This is a genomic window from Bacillus sp. EU52 (genome assembly GCF_037964975.1).
Lineage (GTDB): Bacteria > Bacillota > Bacilli > Bacillales > Bacillaceae > Bacillus > Bacillus subtilis.
This window is the reverse complement of the sequence record NZ_CP150177.1, coordinates 2,380,919-2,398,455: the sequence shown is the minus strand read 5'-3', so window position 1 is coordinate 2,398,455 and position 17,537 is coordinate 2,380,919. Positions and strand designations below refer to the sequence as shown.

The following is a 17,537-nucleotide window of genomic DNA, read 5'->3' as shown; positions in this document are numbered from 1 at the left end:
GGTTTTCTTTAGTTATGGTGCAGGAATGCTTAGGAGAGGAGTTTTTAGACATGGGTGAAGCAGCGTATGTGACCGTCTCAGCGCTGACAAAGTATATAAAACGAAAATTCGATGTAGATCCTCACCTTGAAAATATTTGGATTAAAGGCGAATTGTCGAATGTAAAGATACACACACGAGGGCATATTTATTTCACTTTAAAAGACGAAAACGCAAGAATGCAGTCGGTGATGTTCGCGAGACAAAGCGAGCGTCTGCCTTTTAAACCTGAAAACGGAATGAAAGTGCTGGTAAGAGGCGGAATTTCCGTATATGAACCGAGCGGAAACTATCAATTATATGCCAAAGAAATGCAGCCTGACGGGGTTGGAGCGCTTTATTTAGCGTACGAAGAATTAAAAAAGAAGCTTGCCGGAGAAGGTTTATTTGACGACCGCTACAAAAAACAAATCCCCGCATTTCCAGCCACAATCGGGGTTGTGACATCTCCAACGGGTGCCGCTGTCAGAGACGTTATTACAACTCTAAAAAGAAGATATCCCCTTGTAAAAGTCATTGTTCTTCCAGCGCTCGTACAAGGTGAAAATGCGAGCAGATCCATCGTTACGCGCATTGAAGAGGCAAATGAAAAAGAGATTTGCGACGTATTAATTGTCGGGAGAGGCGGCGGTTCGATAGAAGAACTGTGGGCATTCAATGAAGAAATTGTAGCACGCGCCATCTTTGCTTCCAATATTCCGATTATATCGGCAGTCGGACATGAGACGGATTTTACGATCAGTGATTTTGTCGCCGATATCAGAGCCGCGACGCCGACAGGAGCAGCTGAGATTGCTGTGCCTCATACCACTGATTTAATCGAACGGACAAAAACAGCGGAAGTCAGAATGACAAGAGCGATGCAGCAGCATCTCGGCCAGAAAAAAGAACGGATTCAAACGTTGCAATCGTCCTATGCCTTTCGTTTTCCAAAGCGTTTGTATGCGCAAAAAGAGCAGCAGTTTGACCTCGCGTACCAGCAGTTTCAAGCACAGCTGACCGCTCTTTTAGATCGGAAAAGCAGACAGCTGGAGCGTGAAACGTACAGATTAGAGGCACTGCATCCTCATGAACAGCTGAAACAAGCGAGAACACGATACCAGGAACAAACAAATCAGCTGAGAAAAAATATGAATATCCAAATGAAGCAGCTGCATTCCCAATTTCAAACCGTTCTTGGCAAGCTGAATGCACTAAGTCCTCTTCAAGTGATGGAGAGAGGATACAGCTTGGCTTATAAAGAAGATAAACTCATTAAAAGTGTCAGTCAGATAGAAGAGCAGGACCGGCTTGAAGTCAAGCTGAAGGATGGCGTGCTGACCTGTGAAGTATTAGAAAAGAGAGGGGAAGAAAAATGACAGACGTGAAAAAAAATGAAAACATGACATTTGAAGAAGCGATGAAAGGGCTTGAGAGCATTGTATCAAAGCTTGAAGAGGGAGATGTGCCTCTAGAGCAAGCCATTAACTATTTCCAAGAAGGCATGGCTCTGTCAAAAATGTGCCATGAAAAGCTACAAAAAGTCGAAAAGCAAATGGACTTCATTTTAAAAGAAGACGGTGAACTGGCACCTTTCAGTGTTCAGGAGGAAGACGAAGGTGACAAATAAATTAACGAGCTTTCTGGCGGACCGGAAAAAAACAATTGAAAATCAGCTTTCTGTCTATACAGAAAAGCTTGATATGCCGGACTCATTAAAGAAATCTATGCTGTATTCTCTAGAGGCCGGCGGAAAGCGGCTGCGGCCTCTGATTGTACTGGCTGTTTTAAACGCATATGGAAAAAGCGAAAAAGACGGCATTCCGGTGGGCTGTGCTGTCGAAATGATTCACACGTATTCGTTAATTCATGATGATCTTCCATGCATGGATGATGACGATTTGCGCCGCGGGAAGCCGACAAACCATAAAGTGTTTGGTGAAGCGACGGCAGTATTAGCGGGTGACGGGCTGCTCACAGAAAGCTTTAAGCTGATTACCTCCCACGTGTCAGACGAGGTGTCAGCAGAAAAGCGCCTGCGGCTTGTGAATGAACTGATTTCAGCGGCAGGCACCGAAGGCATGGTCGGTGGGCAAGTAGCTGATATGGAAGCGGAAAACCGACAAGTCACGCTTGAAGAGCTCGAATCCATTCATGAACGGAAAACTGCCAAGCTCCTTGGCTTTTGTGTAATCGCCGGTGCTATTTTGGCTGATGCGCCTGAGGAAGACATTGAAACACTGCGTACCTTCAGCAGCCACATTGGAATCGGATTTCAAATCAGAGACGATATTTTAGATTTAGAAGGCAGTGAAGAGAAAATCGGCAAACGTGTCGGCTCGGATACCACAAATGACAAATCGACATACCCGTCGCTTCTTTCATTGGAAGGGGCCAAACATAAATTGGATGTTCATATAAAAGAGGCGAAGCGATTGATCGGCGGACTCTCTCTTCAAAAAGACCTTTTATATGAGCTTTGTGATTTAATTGCGGCAAGAGATCACTAAAACGATCCTAATTTGAAGCGGCTGCACGAGGTATGGTAAAATGTAAGCAGTTTATATGAAAAATGAAAAGGAAAAGCGCGTTTGTCTTTTTTTATGTCTGAGATTATTGTCAGCTCGGCATGCAAAAGACATGTATCATTGCAGAAATTCATGCTGAAAGTGAGTTGATCCGCTTTGGATCTTTTATCAATACAGGACCCGTCGTTTTTAAAAAACATGTCCATTGATGAATTAGAGAAATTAAGTGATGAAATCCGTCAGTTTTTAATTACAAGTTTATCCGCTTCCGGCGGCCACATCGGCCCAAACTTAGGTGTCGTAGAGCTTACTGTTGCCCTGCATAAGGAATTTAACAGCCCGAAAGACAAATTTTTATGGGATGTAGGCCATCAGTCGTATGTCCATAAGCTGCTGACAGGACGCGGAAAAGAATTTGCGACGCTTCGCCAGTACAAAGGGCTTTGCGGATTTCCAAAGCGGAGTGAAAGCGAGCACGATGTTTGGGAAACCGGGCACAGCTCGACTTCTCTGTCAGGCGCGATGGGAATGGCAGCTGCCCGTGATATTAAAGGAACGGATGAATATATTATTCCGATCATTGGTGACGGCGCGCTGACCGGCGGTATGGCGCTCGAAGCCCTTAACCACATCGGCGACGAGAAAAAAGACATGATTGTCATCCTTAATGATAATGAAATGAGTATTGCGCCAAACGTCGGTGCCATTCACTCTATGCTCGGACGGCTCCGCACTGCGGGGAAATACCAGTGGGTCAAAGATGAGCTTGAATACTTATTTAAAAAGATTCCGGCAGTTGGGGGCAAGCTTGCCGCCACGGCGGAACGGGTCAAAGACAGCCTGAAATACATGCTCGTCTCCGGAATGTTTTTCGAGGAGCTCGGTTTTACGTATTTGGGCCCAGTGGACGGACATTCTTATCATGAGCTGATTGAGAATCTTCAATACGCCAAAAAAACGAAAGGCCCTGTTCTTCTGCACGTCATTACGAAAAAAGGGAAGGGGTACAAACCGGCTGAGACCGATACGATTGGGACATGGCATGGTACCGGACCATATAAAATTAATACCGGTGACTTTGTAAAGCCGAAAGCCGCAGCTCCTTCGTGGAGCGGTCTTGTCAGCGGAACTGTGCAGCGAATGGCGCGCGAGGACGGACGCATTGTAGCCATTACGCCGGCTATGCCTGTCGGTTCAAAGCTTGAAGGCTTCGCAAAGGAATTCCCTGACCGGATGTTCGACGTAGGAATCGCAGAACAGCATGCCGCAACAATGGCTGCAGCTATGGCAATGCAGGGTATGAAGCCGTTTTTGGCGATTTACTCAACCTTCCTGCAAAGGGCATATGACCAAGTTGTTCATGACATCTGCCGCCAAAACGCTAATGTGTTTATTGGAATTGACCGTGCAGGACTCGTTGGCGCTGATGGAGAGACACATCAAGGCGTGTTTGATATTGCGTTTATGCGCCACATTCCAAACATGGTCTTAATGATGCCGAAAGACGAAAATGAAGGCCAGCACATGGTTCATACAGCACTTAGCTATGACGAAGGCCCGATAGCAATGCGTTTTCCGCGCGGAAACGGACTCGGCGTAAAAATGGATGAACAGTTGAAAACGATTCCGATCGGTACGTGGGAGGTGCTGCGTCCAGGGAACGATGCTGTCATCTTAACATTCGGCACAACAATCGAAATGGCGATTGAAGCAGCCGAAGAGCTGCAGAAAGAAGGCCTTTCCGTGCGCGTTGTGAATGCGCGTTTTATTAAGCCGATTGATGAAAAGATGATGAAGAGTATCCTAAAAGAAGGCTTGCCAATTTTAACAATTGAAGAAGCGGTCTTAGAAGGCGGTTTCGGAAGCTCGATTTTAGAATTCGCTCATGATCAAGGTGAATATCATACTCCGATTGACAGAATGGGTATACCTGATCGGTTTATTGAACACGGAAGTGTAACAGCGCTTCTTGAGGAAATTGGACTGACAAAACAGCAGGTGGCAAATCGTATTAGATTACTGATGCCGCCAAAGACACACAAAGGAATTGGATCATGACGTCAAAGAAAGAACGATTAGATGTATTATTAGTGGAAAGAGGGCTGGCGGAAACGCGTGAAAAAGCCAAAAGAGCCATTATGGCGGGGATCGTCTATTCAAACGAAAACCGCTTGGACAAGCCTGGAGAAAAAATTGACCGCGACCTTCCGTTAACTGTCAAAGGAAACCCGCTGAGGTATGTGAGCAGGGGCGGCTTAAAGCTCGAAAAAGCGTTGAAGGAATTTCCCGTCTCTGTCAAAGATAAAATTATGATTGATATTGGCTCCTCCACCGGCGGTTTTACGGACTGCGCTTTGCAAAATGGAGCTAAACAGTCATACGCTGTGGATGTAGGCTATAATCAGCTTGCATGGAAGCTTAGACAGGATGAACGGGTCGTCGTGATGGAACGGACGAACTTTCGTTATGCAACACCGGCAGACTTTACAAAGGGCATGCCGGAGTTTGCCACAATTGATGTGTCCTTTATTTCACTGCGGCTCATCCTGCCTGTCCTAAGGACTTTGCTCGTACCGGGCAGCGACTGCATGGCTTTAGTTAAGCCTCAGTTTGAAGCGGGACGGGAATCCGTCGGCAAAAAAGGGATTGTCAGAGATCCTAAAGTGCATGCTGATGTGCTCAAGCGAATGATCAGTTTTTCTGCCGCTGAAGGCTATATCTGTAAAGGCTTGTCATTTTCTCCAATCACGGGAGGAGACGGAAATATTGAGTTTCTCCTTCATTTGCATTGGCCGGGAGAGGGACAGGAAGGCCAGGAGCTGCCGGAAGAAGAGATCATGCGCGTTGTAGAAGAAGCACATAAGACGTTAAAAGAAAAAAAAGCAGATGTACCGGAATAATAGGGCGCTATTATTCCTTTTTTCTGCATTCATGTACAATGTGCAGAGAATCATATAACATAAAAGAACAGATAAGCTTGGAAATAGAGGTGCTTACATGAACAAAGGCCAGAGGCATATTAAAATCAGAGAGATCATTACAAGCAATGAAATCGAAACGCAGGATGAATTGGTCGACATGCTAAAGCAGGATGGATACAAAGTAACGCAGGCCACGGTATCACGGGATATTAAAGAACTTCACCTTGTAAAAGTGCCTACAAATAATGGTTCTTACAAATACAGTCTTCCGGCGGACCAGCGTTTCAATCCGCTGTCAAAGCTAAAGCGGGCATTGATGGACGCATTTGTGAAAATAGACTCAGCAAGCCATATGATTGTGCTGAAAACGATGCCGGGCAATGCCCAGGCAATCGGGGCGCTGATGGACAATTTGGACTGGGATGAAATGATGGGGACCATTTGCGGGGATGATACGATTTTAATTATTTGCCGGACTCCTGAAGATACAGAAGGCGTAAAAAACAAGCTCCTTGAACTGCTGTAACAGAAAATCTAACAAAGATAAGAGGTGTAATGCTGTTTGTTAGCTGAACTATCGATTAAAAACTTTGCCATTATTGAGGAACTGACGGTTTCTTTTGAACGCGGGCTTACGGTTTTAACAGGAGAAACCGGAGCCGGCAAATCCATCATCATAGATGCCATTTCTCTTTTAGTCGGAGGCCGCGGATCATCTGAATTTGTTAGATATGGGGAAGCAAAAGCCGAACTTGAAGGGCTGTTTCTGTTGGAGAGCGGCCATCCTGTTTTAGGCGTATGCGCTGAGCAGGGAATCGACGTTTCAGACGAAATGATCGTCATGAGAAGGGATATCAGCACGAGCGGGAAAAGCGTTTGCCGTGTCAATGGCAAGCTTGTCACGATTGCTTCGCTAAGAGAGATCGGCAGGCTTTTATTAGATATTCACGGGCAGCACGATAACCAGCTGTTAATGGAAGACGAAAATCATCTCCAGCTTTTGGACAAGTTTGCCGGGGCCGAAGTGGAAAGCGCGCTCAAAACGTATCAGGAAGGGTACCAGCGGTATATGAAGCTACTCAAAAAGCTTAAGCAGCTTTCTGAAAGCGAACAGGAAATGGCCCATCGTCTTGATCTTATTCAATTTCAGCTCGAAGAAATCGAATCGGCAAAGCTTGAGCTTAACGAAGATGAACAGCTCCAAGAAGAGCGCCAGCAAATTTCAAACTTTGAGAAGATATATGAGTCGCTGCAAAATGCATATAACGCGCTTCGCAGTGAGCAGGGCGGATTGGACTGGGTTGGAATGGCATCAGCGCAGCTTGAAGATATATCTGATATAAACGAACCGCTGAAAAAAATGTCTGAAAGTGTTTCGAACTCCTACTATTTGCTTGAGGATGCCACATTTCAGATGAGAAATATGCTGGATGAGCTTGAATTTGATCCGGAACGCCTGAACTATATTGAGACGCGACTTAATGAAATCAAACAGCTGAAACGAAAATACGGTGCCACTGTTGAAGACATTTTGGAATATGCTTCTAAAATTGAAGAAGAGATTGACCAAATTGAAAACAGGGACAGCCACCTTCAAAGCTTGAAAAAGGAGCTTGACTCCGTCGGCAAAGATGTCGCAGTGGAAGCGGCAAATGTGTCACAAATCCGAAAAACATGGGCGAAAAAGCTGGCTGATGAGATTCATCGGGAATTAAAAAGCCTGTACATGGAAAAATCAACTTTTGATACGGAATTTAAGGTCAGAACAGCGTCACGCAATGAAGAGGCGCCGCTTGTAAACGGCCAGCCCGTTCAGCTGACTGAACAAGGGATTGACCTGGTGAAGTTTTTAATTTCAACCAATACAGGCGAGCCGCTGAAATCCCTTTCGAAAGTCGCTTCAGGTGGAGAGCTGTCACGGGTGATGCTTGCCATAAAAAGCATTTTTTCCTCACAACAGGATGTGACATCGATCATTTTTGATGAGGTTGATACCGGTGTAAGCGGCAGGGTCGCACAGGCAATCGCTGAGAAGATCCATAAGGTGTCAATAGGATCACAAGTGCTGTGTATTACACACCTCCCTCAGGTGGCTGCCATGGCCGATACGCATCTTTATATTGCGAAGGAGTTAAAAGACGGCAGAACGACGACACGTGTCAAGCCGCTCTCTAAGCAGGAAAAGGTAGCGGAAATCGGGCGCATGATTGCAGGTGTCGAAGTAACCGACTTAACGAAACGCCATGCGAAAGAACTTTTAAAACAAGCGGATCAAGTCAAAACAACTGGGTAAGCTGCGCGAGAAGCGCAGCTTATTTTTTTCGTGCACATCCATTCGTTCATCAGTATATCCAATGTTTTTCTTCATATGACAGTTATAAATAAGCCGTCAGAAGGCAAAATTAAATGATGTAGCAGCAAGTCATAAAGAAGGTGTGGGATAGGAGCGAGGAGAGTGAAGTAGTGAATGCCCGATAACATCAGAAAAGCAGTAGGTTTAATTCTCCTTGTTTCGTTATTAAGTGTAGGTTTATGCAAACCGCTAAAAGAATATTTACTGATTCCAACGCAAATGAGAGTATTTGAAACCCAAACACAAGCGATTGAAACGAGTTTATCGGTAAACGCTCAGACATCAGAATCCTCAGAAGCGTTTACAGTAAAGAAAGATCCGCATGAAATCAAGGTGACGGGCAAAAAATCAGGTGAGTCAGAATTGGTATATGATCTTGCCGGATTTCCAATTAAAAAAACAAAAGTGCATGTTCTTCCTGATTTAAAAGTTATACCTGGCGGACAATCAATCGGTGTAAAACTTCATTCCGTCGGTGTTCTTGTCGTCGGATTTCATCAAATCAATACAAGTGAAGGCAAAAAATCTCCGGGAGAAACGGCAGGAATTGAGGCGGGCGACATCATTATTGAGATGAATGGACAGAAAATTGAAAAAATGAATGATGTAGCCCCATTTATTCAAAAGGCTGGGAAAACTGGTGAATCTTTAGACTTACTGATCAAACGTGATAAACAGAAAATCAAAACGAAGCTGATCCCAGAAAAGGATGAAGGAGAAGGCAAATACAGAATCGGGTTATATATCAGAGATTCTGCTGCCGGCATAGGCACTATGACCTTTTATGAACCGAAAACAAAAAAATACGGAGCACTTGGCCACGTGATTTCCGATATGGACACAAAGAAACCAATTGTAGTGGAGAATGGAGAAATTGTTAAATCCACTGTAACATCAATTGAAAAAGGGACAGGCGGTAATCCGGGAGAAAAACTGGCGCGATTTTCCTCAGAACGCAAAACGATCGGGGATATTAACAGAAACAGCCCGTTTGGGATTTTCGGCACACTGCATCAGCCGATTCAAAACAACATATCAGATCAAGCATTGCCGGTTGCGTTTTCTACCGAAGTCAAAAAAGGGCCGGCTGAAATTTTAACGGTTATTGATGATGACAAAGTAGAAAAATTCGATATTGAAATCGTCAGCACAACGCCGCAAAAATTCCCTGCGACAAAAGGAATGGTGTTGAAAATTACCGATCCAAGGCTGTTGAAAGAAACAGGAGGCATCGTACAGGGGATGAGCGGAAGCCCGATTATTCAAAATGGAAAAGTGATCGGTGCTGTCACCCATGTATTTGTAAATGACCCGACAAGCGGCTACGGTGTTCATATTGAATGGATGCTGTCAGAAGCAGGAATCGATATTTATGGAAAAGAAAAAGCAAGCTGACTGCCGGAGTTTCCGGCAGTTTTTTTATTTTGATCCCTCTTCACTTCTCAGAATACATACGGTAAAATATACAAAAGAAGATTTTTCGACAAATTCACGTTTCCTTGTTTGTCAAATTTCATTTTTAGTCGAAAAACAGAGAAAAACATAGAATAACAAAGATATGCCACTAATATTGGTGATTATGATTTTTTTAGAGGGTATATAGCGGTTTTGTCGAATGTAAACATGTAGCAAGGGTGAATCCTGTTAACTACATTTGGGGAGGAAGAAACGTGGAGAAAATTAAAGTTTGTGTTGCTGATGATAATCGAGAGCTGGTAAGCCTGTTAAGTGAATATATAGAAGGACAGGAAGACATGGAAGTGATCGGCGTTGCTTATAACGGACAGGAATGCCTGTCGCTGTTTAAAGAAAAAGATCCCGATGTGCTCGTATTAGATATTATTATGCCGCATTTAGACGGACTTGCAGTTTTAGAGAGGCTGAGGGAATCAGATCTGAAAAAACAGCCGAATGTCATTATGCTGACAGCCTTTGGGCAGGAAGATGTCACGAAAAAGGCCGTCGATTTAGGCGCGTCCTACTTTATTCTCAAACCGTTTGATATGGAAAACCTTGTCGGTCATATCCGCCAGGTCAGCGGAAATGCCAGCAGTGTGACGCATCGTGCGCCATCATCTCAAAGCAGTATTATACGCAGCAGCCAGCCTGAACCAAAGAAGAAAAATCTCGACGCGAGCATCACAAGCATTATCCATGAAATCGGCGTCCCAGCCCATATTAAAGGCTATCTCTATCTGCGCGAAGCAATCTCAATGGTATACAATGACATCGAATTGCTCGGCAGCATTACAAAAGTCCTCTATCCGGACATCGCCAAAAAATTTAACACAACCGCAAGCCGTGTAGAAAGAGCGATCCGTCATGCAATTGAAGTGGCATGGAGCAGAGGAAACATTGATTCCATTTCCTCGTTGTTCGGTTATACTGTCAGCATGACAAAAGCTAAACCGACAAATTCGGAATTCATTGCAATGGTTGCGGATAAGCTGAGATTAGAACATAAGGCTTCTTAAACATGAGCTTATTAAGTGGTCATTAAATCAAACGTCTTTTATTTATTAGTTTGCGCTGATAAATAGGAGGCGTTTTGTTTTGGGGACATTTGTAGTATGGGAGAAGAATATTAAGTATCCGCATATAGTAAAGGATAGGTTTGAAAAGTAAGGAAAGCAAATGGCGGTATTACCTGCACTCTTGGTCCATTCATACATCTTATAGGATCACGAAGCATGATCGACCCTAGATGTGTCCGTTATAAAATGAAACCTTTCTCCTGCAAAATCGTAAGTAAGGCGTATTCATGTAAAAAGGAGACGTACGATTGAAAAAGAAAAAGCAAGAAAGCGTGAGGGGTTTTTCCTGGATTTTCTTTTCGAAGTTGGTGGGGAGCTCTTTCTTTTGCTGTTTAGATGTGTACACAAACTATTTATATAAAGGGAAAAAAGACTGCCGAATCGTTTCGGCAGTCTTTGCACATTAATCTTTATAAGGCACCCAGCCTGGCGTGTTCACAATTGCTTGCCATAGCGGTTCAGGCAAATGATATTTTTCTTTATCTGTGCCTTTGATCACTGTTTCGATTTGCTTTTCACGGCCTTCTTTTACTTTTACCGTCCAGTTAGGGTCAACTAGAATTTCGCGTCCCATAGCGACTAGCGGAATACCGTTTTCGATGACGGCAAGCGCGTCATCAGCGGAATGGATGGAACCGACGGCGATCAGCGGCACTTTGTTTCCGACACGTTCATTCAATAAGTCCATGCGTGTGCGAGTCGGATCTGCACCGCGGCGCGCTTTTGAGTTCACGTCCATCAGTGAGATATGAAGATAATCCAATTCTTTATCCCCTAAAGCATCAACAAGCGTATAAGTTTCAGTCATTGTCAATCCCGGTGTCTCAGGTTCTTCTGGAGACAGGCGGTATCCGACTAAGAACGCACCCTTCGCATGTTCTGAAGCGGCTTTTTTCACTTCATCGACAATAGCGAGCGGGAAGGTTAATCGTTTTTCATCGTTTCCTCCCCAGCGATCCGTGCGCTGGTTGGTTTTCGGAGAATAAAACTGCTGAATTAAGTAGCCGTTTGCACCGTGAATTTCGACACCGTCAAAGCCGGCTTCAATGGCGCGTCTTGTCGCTTCTCCAAACGCCTTCACAATGTTTTCCACTTCTTCTTCTTTTAATGCGCGAGCAATTTGTTTGCCGTTATCAAACACGTCACTTGGCCCCACAACATCCTGTTGAGGAACGAGCTCAGACGGGCACTCAATACCGCCGTGATGAATTTGTACAACAGCTTTAGCGCCTTGTGCCTGAATGGCTTGTGCTAACTTTTTTAAACCTGGAATGTTGGAATCGTCATGGATGGCCGGCTGCCCGGGGAATGCTTTTCCGTCCGGTGTAACATTTGCGCAGGCTGTAATCACCATTCCCATCTCTTTTGAACGGGGGATGATGTAGTCGAGCTCCGCTTCAGATATTGTACCGTCTTCATTAGAAGCGTAATGAGTCATCGGTGCTACTGCGATCCGGTTGTCGATTGTAACGCCGCTTTTAAACGTAAATGGTTCAAAAAGTGGCTTATACTTAGGGTTCATTTGATCATCTTCTTTCGTTTGGATTCGCACATATTCTAGCCTATATGTAAAAATTAATGCAATTGATCTGCTTTACCGACTGAATATCTTGAGTGCAGAGTGATGTTTTCGCCGCTCTTTTTCGGGGCCTTTGTAGCCGCCGCTGATTTGGTGGCCGATGGAGCATGTGATGACAGCTGCCGCCAGCAGCAGAACGAATTTTTTCATGGCTTTAACTTCTTTCAATAAAGTAAATATCCTTTAAAAGGTTACGCTTGGCTGACCCACCCGTCAAACGATTTGCTCACCCTATTCTCAAATTTTTAAAAATGAATAAAAAGTTGCTTCTTTCCGCTAATTTTTTCTAATTGGCGCCTCAATTAGAGCCATCCTCATAGACAAATCTGCTCGTTATCTTTCTAACAACAGGAAATGATCGGGTCGTATAGCCCTTTTGAAAATCATGGAACTTGCTCGCCTACATTCGCGTTGTCTTTACAAATTTGCCATTCTGGTCAAAGATAAAAGCCAAACATCAGGAAGAGGTGGTCATGTGAAACAAACGGTTCTTTTGCTGTTTACTGCGCTCTTTCTTTCGGGGTGCAGTGTCGCAAGTGCGGATGACTCAGTGCCAAGGTTTACCGAAGAGGGAAAATACATTGGCTCGGCTGATCCTCATACGATTGCGGTTTCTCTTAATGGAGAAGAAACCATGATACAAGTTCCGAAGGATAAACGTGATGAATGTGAATCACTGCCAGATCAGACACATGTCCTGGTGAAATATACAAAGAAGGATAATGGAACTTTACAGCTGGAAGATATTCAGCTGCGAAAGAACTCGTCATAAAAAGACCGGAGGGAGTAAGTTGAGAATGTTATGGAGGAGCTTGGCGCTGTGCGGATTGGCTTTGACGCTCGCGCCTTGTGCACAGGCAGCAGAGCCGATAGAAGGGAAAACAGTGTATATTGATGCCGGACACGGCGGTGAAGATAGTGGAGCGGTCGGAAACGGGCTCTTTGAAAAGGATATTAATTTGGCTGTCTCAGAGCATGTGACAGACAAACTAAAAGAGGAGGGAGCCAATCCTGTTGCATCCCGGTCTGACGATCATTTTCTGACCTTGGAAGAAAGAGTGGCTAAGGCAAGTGCCAATCAGGCTGACCTTTTTGTCAGCATTCATGTGAATTCAGGGGTTGCTTCAGCTTCAGGAACAGAAACGTATTTTCAATCTGATTATGAAGGGGAGAACAGCCGGCGTCTGGCATCCGATATTCAGTCAGAGCTCGTTTCTTCCTTACAAACGAGAGACAGGGGCGTGAAAGAATCAGACTTTTACGTCATTACATATTCACAAATGCCAAGTGTGTTGGCGGAGCTTGGGTTTATCACTAACAGCTCTGACGCGGACAAGCTGGGAAGTGAAGAATACCAGCAAAAGGCCGCAGATGCGATTGTCAACGGCATTGATTCTTATTATGATCAGTAGATTGATACAGCCTTAATCCTAGAGTGGAACCGACAAAATAAGTATAATGGAGAAAACTTTAGGGTTTGAGGTGAAACGATGACAAAGATTTTTGCCCACCGGGGGGCATCAGGTCAATTTCCCGAAAATACAATGCTTGCATTTGAAAAAGGAATTGAAGCCGGAGCGGATGGGATAGAGCTTGATGTACAGCTGACGAAAGACGGACGCATTGTTGTAATTCATGATGAAAGACTTAATCGCACGACATCACTTAAAGGATTCGTGAAGGATACAGCCTATGATGAGGTAAAGACTGCGAATGCGGCCGCTGGTCACGATCAAGCGTACAGCGATATAAAAGTGCCGCTGCTAGAAGATGTGCTCTCGTGGGCGGTAAAAAAGGATTTTCTCATCAACATTGAATTAAAAAACAGCGTGATCCGCTATGAGGGAATGGAAGAAAAAGTGCTGGAGGCAGTGAAGCGATTTAATGTAGAGGACAGAGTCATCCTATCCACGTTTAATCATGACAGCTTGGCGCTATGCGCCCGGCTTGCACCGCATATCGACCGTGCAGTATTAACTTCAGATGTGCTTTATCAGGCAGATCGATATATCGCGTCTATTCCGGCTTCCGGCTATCACCCGAAGCTAAACAGCCCAGGGGTCACAGATGAAGTGCTGAAGAAAATGAGGAACAGTTCGATTAAGGTAAGGCCGTATACAGTTAATCGTCCGGAAGATATGAAGCGTCTCATTGAAGCGGGAGCAGACGGCATGTTTACCGACTTTCCAGAAAAGGCTTCGGCATTGCTGAAAAATGAATAGTTGTTAGAAGGAGGCTGTTTGACGCAGCCTTCTTTTTTCATTCATTCATGCCCGTTTCAAAGCATACATTCATAGAAGACAACTAGAAATTGTAAGCGCTGTCTATCTTCTGAATGAGGTGAAACCATGAGGAAAACAGTCATTGTAAGTGCTGCAAGAACGCCATTTGGCAAATTTGGCGGAGTATTGAAAGAGGTGAAAGCTGCTGAGCTTGGGGGCATTGTGATGAAGGAGGCGCTGCAACGGGCTGGAGTCTCTGGAGATGATGTAGAAGGAAACGTCATGGGCATGGTTGTCCAGGCCGGCTCAGGGCAGATACCTTCCCGTCAAGCTGCCCGTCTGGCGGGAATGCCTTGGAGTGTGCCGTCAGAAACACTGAATAAAGTCTGTGCTTCCGGCCTTCGCGCTGTCACTTTATGTGATCAAATGATTCGGGCGCAGGATGCGGACATACTTGTTGCGGGGGGGATGGAAAGCATGAGCAATATTCCGTATGCCGTTCCCGCCGGGCGCTGGGGAGCACGGATGGGGGACGGCGAGCTTAGGGACTTAATGGTGTATGACGGATTAACGTGCGCATTTGACGAGGTGCACATGGCTGTTCACGGAAATACAGCTGCCAAGGAATATGCAATCTCACGAAGAGAGCAGGACGAATGGGCGTTGAGAAGTCATGCAAGGGCAGCTAAGGCCGCCGATGAAGGGAAGTTTCAGGATGAAATTGTTCCCGTCAACTGGATTGGTCGAAAAGGAAAACCAAACGTTGTTGATAAAGATGAAGCGATTCGCCGTGACACAAGTCTGGATCAGCTCGCGAAACTTGCTCCGATTTATGCAAGTGACGGTTCTATCACAGCCGGCAATGCTCCTGGAGTCAATGACGGAGCCGGCGCGTTCGTGCTGATGTCTGAGGAAAAAGCTGCTGAGCTTGGCAAACGGCCTCTGGCTACAATTCTTGGTTTTTCAACTACGGGAATGCCAGCGCGCGAGCTGGCGGCAGCGCCGGGGTTTGCCATTAACAAGCTCCTGAAAAAGAACGGTTTAGCTGTCCAAGATATTGACTTGTTTGAAGTAAATGAAGCTTTTGCTTCAGTTGTTTTGACATGTGAAAAAATCGTAGGTTTCGATCTTGAAAAAGTAAATGTAAATGGCGGTGCGATCGCGCTCGGACACCCGATCGGCGCGAGCGGTGCGAGAATTCTCATGACGCTTGTTTATGAATTAAAGCGACGGGGAGGGGGTCTGGGCGTTGCCGCTATTTGCAGCGGGGCAGCACAGGGAGACGCCGTCTTAGTGCAGGTTCATTAAAACATGATGAAAAAGGGGATTTGAATGGAAATCAAACAAATAATGGTAGCTGGCGCAGGTCAGATGGGAAGCGGAATTGCTCAAACAGCTGCCGACGCGGGCTTTTATGTGCGGATGTATGATGTGAATCCAGAGGCCGCGGAGGCAGGATTGAAACGGCTGAAGAAACAGCTGGCCCGTGATGCTGAGAAAGGAAAAAGGACCGAGACGGAAGTGAAGAGCGTAATCAACCGCATTTCGATTTCTCAAACGCTTGAGGAGGCAGAGCATGCGGACATTGTGATTGAGGCTATCGCAGAAAACATGGCGGCAAAAACTGAGATGTTTAAAACGCTTGATCGCATTTGCCCGCCTCATACGATTTTGGCCAGCAATACATCTTCCTTGCCTATTACAGAAATCGCTGCTGTAACAAACCGGCCTCAACGGGTTATTGGCATGCATTTTATGAATCCCGTCCCTGTAATGAAGCTGGTAGAAGTGATTCGAGGCTTGGCTACATCAGAAGAAACGGCCTTAGATGTTATGGCATTAGCGGAAAAGATGGGGAAAACAGCGGTAGAAGTCAATGATTTTCCTGGGTTTGTTTCCAACCGTGTGCTTCTTCCAATGATTAATGAAGCCATCTATTGCGTGTATGAGGGAGTGGCGAAGCGGGAGGCAATAGATGAAGTGATGAAGCTGGGCATGAATCATCCGATGGGTCCGCTTGCATTAGCGGATTTTATCGGACTGGATACGTGTTTATCAATTATGGAAGTCCTTCACTCAGGCCTTGGCGATTCCAAATACCGTCCTTGCCCGCTGCTCCGCAAGTATGTCAAAGCAGGCTGGCTTGGCAAAAAGAGCGGACGCGGTTTTTATGACTATGAGGAGAAGACTTCCTGAAGTCTATTCCATCCGGGGGTGGCCGAGTTGCATGTAACCCAAGAGCAAGTCATGATGCGAAAAATGGTGCGTGATTTTGCACGAAAAGAAATTGCTCCCGCTGCGGAAATCATGGAGAAAACGGACGAATTTCCCTTTCAGCTGATCAAAAAAATGGGTAAACACGGACTGATGGGAATACCGGTGCCGGAACAATACGGCGGTGCTGGAGCGGACGTTGTTTCTTATATTTTGGCAATTCATGAGATTTCTAGAATCAGTGCGGCTGTCGGCGTGATTCTCTCCGTTCATACCTCAGTCGGCACGAATCCGATTCTGTATTTTGGCAACGAAGAACAGAAGATGAAATATATACCAAATCTCGCGTCAGGAGACCATTTGGGCGCATTTGCACTAACGGAGCCTCACTCGGGGTCGGATGCCGGGAGCCTCCGCACAACAGCAATCAAAAAGAACGGCAAATACCTATTAAACGGATCGAAAATATTCATAACGAATGGCGGAGCAGCTGATATCTATATCACATTTGCTTTAACAGCTCCAGATCAAGGCAGGCACGGGATTTCGGCTTTTATTGTTGAAAAAAACACACCCGGTTTTACCGTTGGAAAAAAAGAAAGAAAGCTGGGGCTTTATGGCTCCAATACTACGGAACTGATTTTTGATAATGCAGAAGTGCCTGAAGCCAATTTGCTTGGCAAAGAGGGGGATGGCTTTCACATTGCCATGGCGAATTTAAATGTCGGTCGGATCGGCATTGCGGCACAGGCCCTCGGAATTGCAGAGGCGGCTCTTGAGCATGCCGTTGATTATGCGAAGCAGCGAGTGCAATTTGGAAGGCCGATTGCAGCCAATCAAGGCATATCATTTAAGCTGGCTGATATGGCGACTAGAGCTGAGGCGGCAAGACATCTTGTCTACCACGCTGCAGACCTTCATAACCGCGGCCTAAACTGTGGAAAAGAAGCGTCTATGGCTAAACAATTTGCTTCCGATGCAGCCGTAAAGGCGGCGTTAGACGCCGTTCAAATTTATGGGGGATATGGCTATATGAAGGATTATCCAGTTGAGCGCTTGCTTCGCGATGCAAAGGTGACGCAAATTTATGAAGGGACGAACGAGATTCAAAGACTGATTATTTCCAAGTATTTGCTTGGCGGAACCTGATAGACAAAAAACGCAAAAA

Annotated in this window: 17 protein-coding genes; 15 read left to right on the top strand and 2 right to left on the bottom strand. The window is 45.4% G+C overall.

What is annotated here, in order from left to right; all coding sequences use genetic code 11:
* Window positions 1-50 precede the first annotated feature (50 nt).
* The 9 genes from xseA to spo0A all read left to right on the top strand — a co-directional run bounded on the left by xseA (window position 51) and on the right by spo0A (window position 10,294).
* Entirely contained in the window at window positions 51-1,397 is a 1,347-nt protein-coding gene (gene xseA, locus NSU05_RS12170) for an exodeoxyribonuclease VII large subunit (protein WP_015251733.1), read from the top strand.
* Window positions 1,394-1,648 carry an exodeoxyribonuclease VII small subunit gene (locus NSU05_RS12165; protein WP_003226409.1) on the top strand — a complete coding sequence of 85 codons (255 nt, stop codon included), beginning with the start codon at window positions 1,394-1,396 and terminating at the stop codon, window positions 1,646-1,648. Before xseA ends, NSU05_RS12165 begins: the two co-directional genes overlap by 4 nt.
* The gene (locus NSU05_RS12160) at window positions 1,638-2,528 is read left to right on the top strand and encodes a polyprenyl synthetase family protein (RefSeq protein WP_015483424.1); all 891 of its coding nucleotides are present in this window, start codon (window positions 1,638-1,640) and stop codon (window positions 2,526-2,528) included. Before NSU05_RS12165 ends, NSU05_RS12160 begins: the two co-directional genes overlap by 11 nt.
* Before the next feature lie 174 nt (window positions 2,529-2,702).
* Entirely contained in the window at window positions 2,703-4,604 is a 1,902-nt protein-coding gene (gene dxs, locus NSU05_RS12155; RefSeq protein ID WP_003245985.1) for a 1-deoxy-D-xylulose-5-phosphate synthase, read from the top strand.
* Window positions 4,601-5,446: a TlyA family RNA methyltransferase gene (locus NSU05_RS12150; protein ID WP_003230264.1), complete on the top strand. Its 846-nt coding sequence runs from the start codon at window positions 4,601-4,603 to the stop codon at window positions 5,444-5,446. The genes dxs and NSU05_RS12150 overlap by 4 nt, the downstream gene beginning before the upstream one ends.
* 97 nt (window positions 5,447-5,543) lie before the next feature.
* Entirely contained in the window at window positions 5,544-5,993 is a 450-nt protein-coding gene (gene argR / locus NSU05_RS12145; protein WP_029317927.1) for an arginine repressor ArgR, read from the top strand.
* Window positions 5,994-6,029: 36 nt separating this feature from the next.
* Window positions 6,030-7,760 (top strand): DNA repair protein RecN, encoded by a 1,731-nt coding sequence (gene recN / locus NSU05_RS12140; protein ID WP_029317928.1) that lies wholly within the window; start codon window positions 6,030-6,032, stop codon window positions 7,758-7,760.
* Window positions 7,761-7,934: 174 nt separating this feature from the next.
* On the top strand, window positions 7,935-9,215 hold the full coding sequence (gene spoIVB / locus NSU05_RS12135; protein WP_004398697.1) for a SpoIVB peptidase: 1,281 nt from the start codon (window positions 7,935-7,937) through the stop codon (window positions 9,213-9,215).
* A 275-nt stretch (window positions 9,216-9,490) separates the two neighbouring features.
* Entirely contained in the window at window positions 9,491-10,294 is an 804-nt protein-coding gene (gene spo0A / locus NSU05_RS12130) for a sporulation transcription factor Spo0A (protein ID WP_003226427.1), read from the top strand.
* Window positions 10,295-10,757: 463 nt separating this feature from the next.
* On the opposite strand, the gene NSU05_RS12125 is transcribed toward spo0A, so the two are convergent.
* A complete protein-coding gene (locus NSU05_RS12125; RefSeq protein WP_038429287.1) occupies window positions 10,758-11,876 on the bottom strand; it encodes an NADH-dependent flavin oxidoreductase in 1,119 nt (372 codons plus the stop codon).
* Window positions 11,877-11,948: 72 nt separating this feature from the next.
* Window positions 11,949-12,101, bottom strand: a complete 153-nt coding sequence (locus tag NSU05_RS12120) for a hypothetical protein (protein WP_014480226.1) — start codon at window positions 12,099-12,101, stop codon at window positions 11,949-11,951.
* Between the two features lie 307 nt (window positions 12,102-12,408).
* Between NSU05_RS12120 and NSU05_RS12115 the strand changes: the two genes are divergently transcribed.
* The 6 genes from NSU05_RS12115 (at window position 12,409) to NSU05_RS12090 (ending at window position 17,518) form a co-directional block, all read left to right on the top strand.
* A complete protein-coding gene (locus NSU05_RS12115; RefSeq protein ID WP_014480225.1) occupies window positions 12,409-12,705 on the top strand; it encodes a hypothetical protein in 297 nt (98 codons plus the stop codon).
* 19 nt (window positions 12,706-12,724) lie between these two features.
* Window positions 12,725-13,345, top strand: a complete 621-nt coding sequence (locus NSU05_RS12110) for an N-acetylmuramoyl-L-alanine amidase (protein WP_072173938.1) — start codon at window positions 12,725-12,727, stop codon at window positions 13,343-13,345.
* Between the two features lie 78 nt (window positions 13,346-13,423).
* Window positions 13,424-14,155, top strand: coding sequence for a glycerophosphodiester phosphodiesterase (locus NSU05_RS12105; RefSeq protein WP_038429286.1), 732 nt, complete (start codon window positions 13,424-13,426; stop codon window positions 14,153-14,155).
* A 126-nt stretch (window positions 14,156-14,281) separates the two neighbouring features.
* A complete protein-coding gene (locus NSU05_RS12100; RefSeq protein WP_038429285.1) occupies window positions 14,282-15,463 on the top strand; it encodes an acetyl-CoA C-acetyltransferase in 1,182 nt (393 codons plus the stop codon).
* A gap of 24 nt (window positions 15,464-15,487) precedes the next feature.
* A complete protein-coding gene (locus tag NSU05_RS12095; RefSeq protein WP_038429284.1) occupies window positions 15,488-16,351 on the top strand; it encodes a 3-hydroxybutyryl-CoA dehydrogenase in 864 nt (287 codons plus the stop codon).
* 27 nt (window positions 16,352-16,378) lie between these two features.
* The gene (locus tag NSU05_RS12090) at window positions 16,379-17,518 is read left to right on the top strand and encodes an Acyl-CoA dehydrogenase (RefSeq protein ID WP_003245999.1); all 1,140 of its coding nucleotides are present in this window, start codon (window positions 16,379-16,381) and stop codon (window positions 17,516-17,518) included.
* The last annotated feature ends 19 nt before the right edge of the window (window positions 17,519-17,537 follow it).